General features: G+C 56.7%; 9 protein-coding genes. 5 read left to right on the top strand and 4 right to left on the bottom strand.

Translation table 11 applies throughout. The features are described from left to right. The 3 genes from ACRAUW_RS14365 to rfaD all read right to left on the bottom strand — a co-directional run. Positions 1-307, bottom strand: a 307-nt coding sequence (locus ACRAUW_RS14365; protein ID WP_431362822.1) for a hypothetical protein, incomplete at its 3' end; no start/stop codon positions are given. 38 nt (positions 308-345) lie between these two features. Beyond that, positions 346-2,106 (bottom strand): polysaccharide deacetylase family protein, encoded by a 1,761-nt coding sequence (locus tag ACRAUW_RS14360; RefSeq protein WP_431362821.1) that lies wholly within the window; start codon positions 2,104-2,106, stop codon positions 346-348. Positions 2,107-2,224: 118 nt separating this feature from the next. Next, complete coding sequence (gene rfaD / locus ACRAUW_RS14355; protein ID WP_005340846.1) at positions 2,225-3,181, bottom strand: ADP-glyceromanno-heptose 6-epimerase; 957 nt, start codon at positions 3,179-3,181, stop codon at positions 2,225-2,227. Between the two features lie 158 nt (positions 3,182-3,339). Between rfaD and ACRAUW_RS14350 the strand changes: the two genes are divergently transcribed. The 5 genes from ACRAUW_RS14350 to ACRAUW_RS14330 all read left to right on the top strand — a co-directional run bounded on the left by ACRAUW_RS14350 (position 3,340) and on the right by ACRAUW_RS14330 (position 9,389). Continuing rightward, positions 3,340-3,984: a TetR/AcrR family transcriptional regulator gene (locus tag ACRAUW_RS14350; protein ID WP_431362820.1), complete on the top strand. Its 645-nt coding sequence runs from the start codon at positions 3,340-3,342 to the stop codon at positions 3,982-3,984. Between the two features lie 115 nt (positions 3,985-4,099). Continuing rightward, positions 4,100-5,290, top strand: coding sequence for a glycine C-acetyltransferase (locus tag ACRAUW_RS14345; protein ID WP_431362819.1), 1,191 nt, complete (start codon positions 4,100-4,102; stop codon positions 5,288-5,290). A gap of 55 nt (positions 5,291-5,345) precedes the next feature. Then, positions 5,346-6,374, top strand: a complete 1,029-nt coding sequence (gene tdh, locus ACRAUW_RS14340; protein WP_431362818.1) for an L-threonine 3-dehydrogenase — start codon at positions 5,346-5,348, stop codon at positions 6,372-6,374. 198 nt (positions 6,375-6,572) lie between these two features. After that, positions 6,573-7,028, top strand: a complete 456-nt coding sequence (locus ACRAUW_RS14335) for a c-type cytochrome (RefSeq protein WP_431362817.1) — start codon at positions 6,573-6,575, stop codon at positions 7,026-7,028. Between the two features lie 84 nt (positions 7,029-7,112). Then, positions 7,113-9,389, top strand: coding sequence for a putative bifunctional diguanylate cyclase/phosphodiesterase (locus ACRAUW_RS14330; RefSeq protein ID WP_431362816.1), 2,277 nt, complete (start codon positions 7,113-7,115; stop codon positions 9,387-9,389). A gap of 2 nt (positions 9,390-9,391) precedes the next feature. Here the strand turns inward: ACRAUW_RS14330 and ACRAUW_RS14325 are convergent. Then, positions 9,392-9,991 (bottom strand): 3'-5' exonuclease (locus tag ACRAUW_RS14325; protein WP_431362815.1); only part of this gene is annotated, 600 nt, incomplete at its 5' end.

The raw sequence follows: 9,991 nt of genomic DNA, 5'->3' as shown, positions 1-9,991 counted from the left end.
CCAATAGATAATAAAATGGTTTTATATTAGGATGGTTTTGTGCCAATTCAGGAATAGTGATGGTTGACATAAACCAGCTTGCGGTCTGAACCAAAACACCTATTACTAGTAGTAAAAAAACAATATTTCTTAAGAAAAAATCCTTATATAAATAGATTGCGAGCAGCCCCCCAATAATCATTATTGTTTGGAATATATCGCCTATCAATTGAACTGAATCTTTAAAAAAGACATAGAAAACTACAGAAAGAAACATAAATGAAGAAAAACGCTCGCTCTCCAAATAGTGCCTTATAAACTTAGTCATACCAATATATCGCCTGTAACGTAGAGGAGGCTAAATTCTTACTTCCTAAAAATATAATTCCCGCGGATCTTGCGCCACAATCCGAACACATCGGTGCGGGGGAAGATGGCGATCCTGCGGATCTGGAAAGGGTCCTGGTGCATTGCTTTGGGGCCGCTATTGGTAGCGACGGCAAAGCGATACCCGGCAGCGATAGCCTGTTCCTTGGCACTCTCGTTCATATCTCCGTAAGGGTAGGCAAACGAGAGCAATGGATGACCAAGCAGGGCCTCCAGTTGGCGTTTATTCTCCTGAATTTCATGGGCTTGTTGTTCGGCAGTGAGTTGACTCAAGCGGGGGTGAGTCAGGGTATGACCACCAATTTCCACATGACCGCTGGCGGCCAGCGCCTTGACCTGCTCACCACTCATCAATGAGACCTTGGTATCCGGATTGGTCGGATGCTCCACATCCCAACGGTTATAGCCTTCACCGGTAACCACGTACACCACAGCTTTGTAACCATATGTTTCCAGCAGTGGCAGCATGCGGGTCAGATTGTCCTGATAGCCGTCATCGGCGGTGATCATCAGGTACTTCTTGCCGTATTGCAGACGGTGGATAAAGCCTTTGTCCGCCAGATCGCGGAACGTCAGGGTTTCGTAGCCGAGCCACTTCATCAGGCGCAGATGCTTCTCGAACATGGTGATCGGCATCCAGGTGCCATGCACCCCTTTCTCGCTATCCTGTTCGATAAAGCGGTGATACATGATGACCGGCATCTCGCGGCGCAGGGTTTCCACCACCGCATCCTGATAGATGGACTCCAGCCCGGAAACTACCCCCTGCAAGCCGTACTCGTCCTGAATGCGTTGACGAATTGTGTCTGAAACTGTGCCACTGGCCAGGGCCGGGGCAATCTGCGCCTTCAGTGCGGCAAAATCGATGGCCAGATCCTTGGGGCCGATATCGCCAAAATTGCTGGCCAGAGCATCATCCAGATTCTGTTCGGTCACCAGGCCAATGGCCCTGGCTTCACCAATGGCAAAGGCGGGCCGACCGCAGAGCAGTGCTTCCATCGCTACCCGACCGGCGCCGATCACCAGATCGCAACTCGCCAGCAGAGCGGGGACATCATCGACATAGCCAACAAACTCGGCGCGTCCTTCGAAACGGGCAAAGCGCTCCGGCACCTTGGTGCCGCTGACAATCCGCACCTTGCAGGCATCCAGGTAGAGCACTTCATCGAGCAGCCGGTAACAGAGCTCCCCTTTGGGGCCGCTCAAACGGCCAATGATGGCAATCACCGGCTTTGGATTGTCCGGCGCAGGCACAGGCTGGAATTTGTCGGTTTCGATACCGTTGCGCAGCACCTGCACTATCGCGGGATCGACCCCCAGATTGTCGATAATCTGGTGGGCGATATCCTCGCAAACAGCTACCGCCCTGAATCCAAGGGCATGGAAGGCTTTGCGCGAAGCGTGCACCGGCTGGCGACCATGTACCGTGGTGATCATCGGGGTACCGGTCAGTTTGCAAGCAACGTAGCTGCTCCAGCCGGAGGCGCGGGAGTGAGCATGCACCAACTGAATATGATGCTTTTTGATGAGATAGATGAGGTAGAAGACGTGCCAGAAGCGGCGCAGAATGCTGCGCTTGTTGAATCTCAGCTTGAAGACGGGACCAAGCGTCGGCTTGGTCAGCGTATCCGACACATAAAAGACGTTGTGACCACGCCGGGTCAGTTCGTTACCGACCGTGGTGGCATAGACCTCAGCTCCCGTTACCTCGAGCTGGGAGAGTGCCATCAATATATTCATCGCGCGGTTACCCGGTAGATAAGAGAGGAACGGCAAGCAGCCACAGAGACCAGAAACCGGAAGCAGGCAAGTGCCCACTTCCGGTTTTGCGCTCAAACTGCCGCGTTGTGCTCACCCGTTAGCGGTTGAGCCAGGCCATATAATCCGCTACCCCTTCGGCAACGGTTTTGAACTCGGCGTCATAACCCACGCTGCGCAGCTTGGTCATATCAGCCTGGGTGAAGCTCTGGTAGCGGCCCTTGAGGTGATCCGGGAAGGGAATGTACTCGATAGCACCCTTCTGATGATGCTTGATCACCGCTTCGGCCACGTTCTGGAACGGCTCGGCACGGCCGGTACCGCAGTTGAAGATGCCGGAGTGCTGCGGGTTCTGCCAGAACCAGAGGTTTACCTTGCAGACGTCGTCGATATAGATGAAGTCACGCATCTGGCCACCGTTCGGGAAGCCATCGCAACCTTCGAACAGCTTGGGATTCTCGCCCTTCTTCACCTGGGTATTGAGGTGGAAGGCGACGGAAGCCATGGAGCCTTTGTGCTGCTCGCGCGGGCCGTAGACGTTGAAGTACTTGAGGCCAACGACCTGAGAGTTGATCTCCGGCATCCAGCGGCGCACGTACTGGTCAAACAGCTGCTTGGAGTAGCCGTAGACGTTGAGCGGCTGTTCAAACTTGGGATCTTCGATGAAGTTGTCGTTGCGACCACCGTAGGTCGCGGCAGAAGAGGCGTAGATGAACGGGATTTCACGTTCGATACAGTAGTGGAACAGATCCTTGGAGTACTCGTAGTTGACCTCCATGATGAACTTGCCGTTCCACTCGGTGGTGGCAGAGCAGGCGCCTTCGTGGAAGATCACCTCGATGCCGTTGTCCCACTCTTCAAACTCGTCACCGGAGACGATACGAGCCTGGAACTCGTCTTTGTCCATGTAGTCAGCGATGGTCAGATCGACCAGGTTGACGAACTTGGTGCCGTCGGTCAGGTCATCAATGACCACGATATCGGTCCGTCCTTGAGCGTTCAGCTGCTTGACCAGATTGCTGCCGATAAAGCCAGCACCGCCAGTTACTACGATCATGGAGTTTGCCTCTCGTACGTTGATGGCTACATGTGACTGCTTGTTAAAGCTGTGTATAGTGAGCCAATTTGAAATTGCCGAAAAGTTTATCACGGGCCGCCAAGGGATTCGACCCTGTTCAAAACTGCCCCGAGCGGAGCCTGTTGGAGGAATGAGTGATGAAAACCAGAGACAGGATCATTCACAGCGCGACCGAGCTGTTCAACGATCAGGGTGAACGCAACATCACCACCAACCATATTGCGGCGCACATGGGCATCAGCCCGGGCAACCTCTATTACCACTTCCGTAATAAAGAGGACATCATCCACTCCATCTTCGATCAATATGCCCGCCACCTGAGCGAAAACTTCATCCCGACCCGCAACCGTGAAATCACCCTGCAGGATCTGATGGGCTATCTGGATGCCATCTTCTATCTGATGTGGCAGTTCCGCTTCTTCTACGCCAACCTGCCGGACATCCTGAGCCGTGACGAACCGCTGCAACAGAAGTACCTCAAGGCCCAGGAGCAGATGCGCTCCTCCGTGGTCGCACTGCTCAGAAGCCTGCGTGAAGGGGGCATTATCGATGTCAGCGATGAAGACCTGCCGGATCTGGGCCAGACCATCAAGATGGTGGTGACCTGCTGGATCCCGTTCCAGATTGCCCAGGCTCCCAATACCCGCATCACCAAGCCACTGCTCTATCAGGGTGTGTTGAAGGTGCTGTTTCTGCTGCGCCCCTACGTGCAACCGCAAGTCGCCGAACAGATCCAGCAGCTGGAACAACACTACCGTGAGCTGGCCCAGCCAGTCGGGTGAGATCTGTTTCACATTAGTTGAATATCAGCACAATCATTTGAATTTACCACAACAGATTGCAGTAAAATGTCGCCCTCTGTTGATACGCAGCTGAAATAGCCAATAAGGATCGAGGATGTCTAACGGATTCTATCGTCACCTGACCGAACAACTGAACCAGGTGCAAGCTGAAGGGTTGTACAAGCAAGAACGCATCATCACCTCCGCCCAGCAGGCCAGCATCGCTGTCGGCGGCGAGCAGGTACTGAATTTCTGTGCCAACAACTATCTGGGATTGGCCAACCACCCGGATCTGATCGCCGCCGCCCATCAGGGACTCGACAGCCACGGCTTCGGCATGGCCTCGGTACGCTTCATCTGCGGCACCCAAGATCAGCACAAAGCGCTGGAGCAGAAGATGTCCGCCTTCCTCGGCACCGAAGACACCATCCTCTACTCCTCCTGCTTCGATGCCAACGGCGGTCTTTTTGAGACCCTTTTCGGCACCGAAGATGCCATCATCTCCGATGCCCTCAACCACGCCTCCATCATCGACGGTGTGCGGCTGTGCAAGGCCAAGCGCTATCGCTACGCCAACAACGACATGGCCGAGCTGGAAGCCCAGCTCAAGCAGGCTGACGCCGATGGCGCCCGCTTCAAGCTGATCGCCACCGACGGTGTCTTCTCCATGGATGGCGTCATCGCCGACCTCAAATCCATCTGCGATCTGGCAGACAAATACGATGCGCTGGTGATGGTGGATGACTCCCACGCCGTCGGCTTTATCGGCGAAAACGGTCGTGGTACCCACGAATATTGCGGCGTGATGGATCGGGTCGACATCATCACCGGCACCCTGGGCAAGGCGCTCGGCGGCGCATCCGGCGGCTATACCTCCGGCAAGAAAGAGGTGATCGACTGGCTGCGTCAGCGCTCCCGCCCTTATCTCTTCTCCAACTCGCTGGCCCCCGCCATCGTTGCCGCCACCATCAAGGTGATCGACATGCTGGCGGAAGGTCACGACCTGCGCGCACGTCTGAAAGAGAACAGCCAATACTTTCGCGAGCGGATGAGCGCCGCCGGCTTCACTCTGGCTGGCGCCGACCACGCCATCATTCCGGTGATGCTGGGGGATGCCAAACTCGCCTCCGAAATGGCAAGCCGCATGCTGGCAGCCGGCATCTATGTGGTGGGCTTCTCCTTCCCGGTCGTGCCCAAGGGTCAGGCGCGCATTCGCACCCAGATGTCTGCCGCTCATACCCGCGAGCAGCTGGACAAGGCGATCGACGCCTTTATCCGCATCGGCCGTGAACTCGGCGTTATCTGATTTGAATCAAGGGGCTGCAGCCCCTTTTTTCTGCATTCATATTGAAGGAACAGCCATGAAAGCACTCTCCAAACTGCACAAAGAGGTCGGCATCTGGATGACGGATGTGCCGGCCCCCGAGCTCGGCCACAACGACCTATTGATCAAGATCCGCAAAACCGCCATCTGCGGCACCGATATCCACATCTACAACTGGGACGAGTGGTCCCAGAAGACCATTCCGGTCCCCATGGTGGTCGGCCACGAATATGTGGGGGAAGTGGTCGCCATCGGTCAGGAAGTGCGCGGCTTCGCCATCGGCGATCGGGTCTCCGGTGAAGGGCACATCACCTGCGGCCACTGCCGCAACTGCCGCGCCGGCCGCACCCATCTCTGTCGCAACACCATTGGCGTTGGGGTCAACCGTCCCGGCGCCTTTGCCGAGTATCTGGTGATCCCCGCATTCAACGCCTTCAAACTGCCGGACAACATCCCGGACGAGCTGGCCGCCATCTTCGACCCTTTCGGCAATGCGGTGCACACCGCCCTCTCCTTCGATCTGGTGGGCGAGGATGTGCTCATCACAGGCGCCGGCCCCATCGGCATCATGGCTGCCGCAGTCTGCCGCCATGTGGGTGCGCGCCACGTGGTGATCACCGACGTCAACGAATACCGGCTGGAGCTGGCCCGCAAGATGGGCGCCACCCGCGCGGTCAACGTGGCCAAGGAGCAGCTCGCCGATGTGATGGAGGAGCTCGGCATGACCGAGGGCTTCGACGTGGGGCTGGAGATGTCCGGCGTCCCGAGCGCCTTCCAGGAGATGATCGACAAGATGAACCATGGCGGCAAGATCGCCATGCTCGGCATTCCCCCCTCCACCATGGCCATCGACTGGGGCAAGGTGATCTTCAAGGGCTTGTTCATCAAGGGGATCTACGGCCGCGAGATGTTCGAGACCTGGTACAAGATGGCGAGCCTGATCCAGTCCGGGCTGGATCTCTCCCCCATCATCACCCACCGCTTCCACATCGATGACTTCCAGCAGGGGTTCGAAGCGATGCGATCCGGCCACTCCGGCAAGGTGATCCTGAGCTGGGATAAATAGGCCGTTTCACCCCTTGGTTAACCGAAACCCGGCGAATGCCGGGTTTCTTTTTATCTCCACCACCCAAATTGCCGTGATATCGCCCAAAACTTTGTATGCAGAGTGCTTAACACTTCACACACAAGCGTTTAAATGGCTGTAACTATTCGGTTATAATCCGTCCGGTTCACAGGGATAATAAGAGAGTGCTGGGAGTATATGAGCGTGTTGAAAAAACTGAGCTATTTGCTGGCTGTCGGGATGACGGCCGCCAGCTTGTCTGGGGCAGTGCTTGCTGCCGATGATATGTCACCGGAAGCCATTGCCGAGCGGATCAAACCAATCGGTCAGGTCTATACCGCCAAGGATCTGGAAGGTATTGCCGGCGCGGGTGCCGCACCTGCTGCGACCGCCTCTTCTGGTCCCCGCGATGGCGAAACGGTCTACAAAGGCGCCTGCTTTGCCTGTCATGATACCGGTGCCGCCGGTGCCCCCAAACGGGGTGACAAGGCAGCCTGGGAGCCTCGCATCGCCCAGGGCATCGACACTCTCAAGAAACATGCCATTGAAGGCTTCACTGGAAAGTCTGGCATGATGCCTCCACGCGGTACCTGTGCGAACTGTAGTGATGAAGAGATCGAAAACGCCATCCACTACATGACTGACAAACTGTAAGTACTTGAAAGGGCCACAATTGTGGCCCTTTCAATCTATCGGCTTCCGACTACTCTTGTAAGGTAGACATATCGGGAGTTGCACATGTCGTCCCAATCCATCGAACCCCACTACTCAACTCCTTTGCTGGCGCTGATCTCGGCCGTTATGGACTTCCCTGCGCCACAAACCGCCACGTCTGGCGATTACGATGCCCTGATCCAGCAGATTGACCAACTCTGCCCGCTGCAACATTTCGGCATACTGGGCCTCTCCGATACCGGTCTGAATTGGCTTTACGCCTATAGGATCAGCGACACCTTCAAGCAACAGCTGGGCCGGGAGCAGTCCCGCATCACCGATCAGCTCACCCAGCTGGACGAAGCCGAAGGTTGGTGCACCTTCCCCATCGAGCATGGCCAGGTGCAGTGGCTGCTGGCGCGCGGTGCCCCCGCCGACCTGCCAACCCTGCGCCTGTTGTTGGAGTGCCTGGCCAAGCGGCTGACCGAAACCCAGGCAGGCTCCCATCTCACCGAGCTCCCTTCACCGCTGATCCGCAAAGACCCGAACTGGAAAAAGAAAATCGAGAGCATCAGCCGCATCATGCGGCTCGCCAATACCCTGCCGGCTCAGGCGCTCTTCTCCCAGCTGGAAGCGGTACTGCGTCAAATGCTCACCATCGAGGACATGCTGTTGGTCAGGCTAACCAGTCAGAAACTGGAAAAGCTCTATCCTGCCCATCCCCATCAGGGGGACGAGTTCATCAGCGGCTTGTGCCACAGCACCAGTAATATCGAGGTCAGCAAAGCGTCGCGGTTCTGGCACAGTATGCCGCTGCGCCTGCAGCAGCAGTATTTCGCTCACTTCATCATCAGCACGACTCAGCCGCTGGAAACCGACGACAAGCTGTTTCTCGACTTCCTGCGTGGCCAGCTCACCCTGCTGCTGGAGCTGAGACGGATCCGCCAGCAGCTCAACGAAATAAATAGTGAAGACTCCATCAACCAGCGGCTGCAACAGCTGCGCCAGACCAACCTTCGGCTGCAAAAGCAGCTCAAGCAGCATCAGGAGCTGGAACGGCGGCTGCAATTCGATGCGCTTCACGACCCACTGACCCAATTGCCCAACCGTGCGTTGTTGATGAACCACCTCAATCAAGCCATGACCCACTACAACCGCTACAAGTCGCCAGGATTTGCGGTGATCTTTATCGATGTGGATCACTTCAAGCAGATCAACGACACCCTGGGCCATAGCGCGGGAGACATGCTGCTCAAGGAGATCAGCCGCCGCCTGCAGACCTGTATCAGACAGAACGATCTGGTGGCCAGATTGGGGGGCGATGAGTTTGTCATCTATCTCGATAGCAGCAAGCATGAAGAGGACATCAGCCCGGTACTGAACCGCATCATCAGCCGCCTCTCCTACCCGTTCCGGCTAGTCGGCAACGAGCTGAGCATTACCGTCAGCCTTGGGGTATCGAGCGTATCCGAGCAAACCTCAGATATCAGCCAGCTGCTTCATCAGGCCGATCTGGCCATGTATCAGGCCAAGCGCAATGGTCGCAGTCGCATCGTCAGCTACTCGGATGATTGCATCAACCAGAACTGGAATTCGCCGGAAGAGATGCTAGCCAGAGCCCTGCGGGAGGGGCGTATCGTCCCCTATTTCCAACCGGTGATCCGGCTGCAGGATAGCCGCCTGACCGGACTGGAGGTGATGGCGCGCTGGTTGACCGAGGAGGGGATTCTGAAGGATGCGTTCGACTTTATTCCGCTGGCGGAGCAGTGCGGCCTGATTCTGGAGCTGGATTACCAGATCCTGCGCCACACCTGTCAGCAACTGAAGAACTGGCTGCCAATCTCCGGGCAGAGCAAATTCAAGGTCGCCATCAATCTGTCGGGCAAGCATCTGGTCAACCATGACCACATCATGCGGCTGATGGGGATCATCGAGGAAGAGGGGGTCGCCCCCGGTTATCTGATCTTTGAATTCAACGAGCGGGAGCTGTCGCGACAAGATTCCGATGCACTGGCATCCCTGCATGACCTGAGGGCTAAGGGTATCCAGATCAGCCTCGATGATTTCGGCACCGGCTTCTCCTCCCTCAACGCCTTGTTCCACTTCCCGGTGGATTACATCAAGGTGGATGACAGCTTTACCCAGAGGATGTTGCAATCACCCAAAGATTTGGCGCTGATCCGCGCCATGCGGGATATCTGTCAGGATCTCGATTACACCTTGGTCGTCGAGGGGATCGAGAACCAGCAGCAGCTGCAGAAGCTAATCGATATCGGCTGCCGGATGGGGCAAGGGCGCTATATCTCACCGCCCATGCCGGGAGCAGACATAGTACCGCTACTGACCCCGGCCACTCCTTAGGGTTAATCCTTCTTGAACAACGCCCGCAGGTTGGCAACACCGACCTGCCCCTTCTGCTGGCGCTCCTCGGCAGTCACCTTCTTCTGGTTTTCCCATTCAAGGTCATCCTGCGGCAGCTCCAGCAGGAAGCGGCTCGGCTCTGGCCGTACCGACTCGCCAAACTGGCGCCGCTCCTTGCAGAGGGTAAAGGTCAGCTCGGTCTGGGCCCGGGTGATCCCCACGTAGGCGAGACGTCGCTCTTCCTCCACATTGTCCTCGTCGATGCTGGTCTGGTGGGGCAACAAGCCCTCCTCCATCCCCACCATGTAGACATAGGGGAACTCCAGCCCCTTTGAGGCATGCAGGGTCATCAACTGCACCTGATCCGCATCGTCCTCCCCCTCGTTGCGCTCCATCATGTCGCGCAGGGTGAGGCGAGTGACCACCTGAGCCAGCGTCATCGACTCCTCCAGCTCATCCCCCTCCAGCATCTCGGTGATCCAGCGATAGAGGGTGGAGACGTTCTGCATCCGCATCTCGGCCGCTTTCGGGCTGGGCGAGGTCTCGTAGAGCCACTCTTCGTAGTGGATCTCCTTGATCATGTCCCGCACCGCCTCCACCGG

Origin of the sequence: Aeromonas sp., from assembly GCF_050633025.1 — a bacterium.
Lineage (GTDB): Bacteria > Pseudomonadota > Gammaproteobacteria > Enterobacterales > Aeromonadaceae > Aeromonas.
This window is presented reverse-complemented; position numbering and strand designations above follow the sequence as displayed.

Excerpts from the sequence above, each read along its gene's own strand:
- ACRAUW_RS14360 (WP_431362821.1), bottom strand. The coding sequence starts at position 2,106 with ATGAATATATTGATGGCACTCTCCCAGCTCGAGGTAACGGGAGCTGAG.
- rfaD (WP_005340846.1), bottom strand. The coding sequence starts at position 3,181 with ATGATCGTAGTAACTGGCGGTGCTGGCTTTATCGGCAGCAATCTGGTC.
- ACRAUW_RS14350 (WP_431362820.1), top strand. The coding sequence starts at position 3,340 with ATGAAAACCAGAGACAGGATCATTCACAGCGCGACCGAGCTGTTCAAC.
- ACRAUW_RS14345 (WP_431362819.1), top strand. The coding sequence starts at position 4,100 with ATGTCTAACGGATTCTATCGTCACCTGACCGAACAACTGAACCAGGTG.
- tdh (WP_431362818.1), top strand. The coding sequence starts at position 5,346 with ATGAAAGCACTCTCCAAACTGCACAAAGAGGTCGGCATCTGGATGACG.
- ACRAUW_RS14335 (WP_431362817.1), top strand. The coding sequence starts at position 6,573 with ATGAGCGTGTTGAAAAAACTGAGCTATTTGCTGGCTGTCGGGATGACG.
- ACRAUW_RS14330 (WP_431362816.1), top strand. The coding sequence starts at position 7,113 with ATGTCGTCCCAATCCATCGAACCCCACTACTCAACTCCTTTGCTGGCG.